This window comes from Streptomyces sp. URMC 123, from assembly GCF_051386515.1.
Classification (GTDB): domain Bacteria; phylum Actinomycetota; class Actinomycetes; order Streptomycetales; family Streptomycetaceae; genus Streptomyces.
On sequence record NZ_JBPQTV010000647.1, the window covers coordinates 1 to 965 of the forward strand.

At 79.1% G+C, this 965-nt stretch carries 1 protein-coding gene and 1 pseudogene; both read left to right on the forward strand.

What is annotated here, in order from left to right; genetic code table 11:
- A pseudogene (locus tag ACSNOD_RS31415) lies at positions 1-607 on the forward strand (hypothetical protein); the annotation flags it as partial.
- Positions 594-965, forward strand: a 372-nt coding sequence (locus ACSNOD_RS31420) for a hypothetical protein (RefSeq protein ID WP_436770476.1), incomplete at its 3' end; no start/stop codon positions are given. The pseudogene ACSNOD_RS31415 and the gene ACSNOD_RS31420, both read left to right, overlap by 14 nt.

Consider the following 965-nt stretch of genomic DNA (forward strand, 5'->3'; position numbering starts at 1 on the left):
TGCACATGCACCGCCCCCAGCCGGACGACCATGCGGGCGAGCGCGTCCGGCGTCTGCGCCCCCGGCGGCACGAACCCAGGCCGGTCTCGCTTGCGCGCTCGGCGTCCTCGGCCTGGGGCTCGCGATCGGCTCCCGCTACGGGCGGGCCGGCGCCGGCACGGTGGTCGCCGCCGTCGTCACCGCCGCGCTGCTGGCCGGCGCCGCCGCACTCCCCCGCAGCGTCACCGCCGACTGGTCGCGCGTCCACTGGCGGCCGGCGTCCGCGGCCGACGTCCGGCCCGCGTACGAGCTCGGCAGCGGCGTCGGCACGCTCGACCTGACCGGCCTCGGGCTCCGGCCGGACCAGACCGTCGCCACGCGGCTGACCGTGGGCGCCGGCCGGGCGGAGGTACGGGTGCCGGCCGACGCGACCGTCCGGCTCACCGCCGAGGTCGGGTACGGCGACGTCCGGCTCCCCGGCGAGCGCGCCGACGACGTGGACCTCGCCCCCGACGTCCGCAGCCGGGTGACCCTGCCGCCCGAGGCCGGCCGCCCGGCCCGCGGCACGATCGAGATCGATCTGGAGGCCGGCGTGGGACAGGTGGAGGTGCGGCGTGAACGCTCCTGAGCGGGTGACGGACGGGGCCCGGCGGCGGGCCCGCCACGAGCTGGAGCCGGGCAAGCTGCTCGCCGGGCTGGCGCTGGTCGCCCTCGCGGTGGTCTACGGGCTGGACGCGGTGGGGGCGTGGCAGGTGCCGACGGTGCTGGTGCTGCCGCTCGTGCTCGCGGGGCTGGTGGTGGCGGGGGCGCTGGGGGCGCTGCTGTCGGCGGCGCGGTCCGCGGTACGGCGTAGTGCTCGGCGCCGCGGCGCGCCATCCCCCGGCACCGGTTCGGGCCCCAGCTCCGGCTCCGACCCCGGATTCCTCTCGGCGAGCGGCAGCGGCTCGATCGGCGAGATGATGCGCAACGTGCGGGACGGCTCGGCC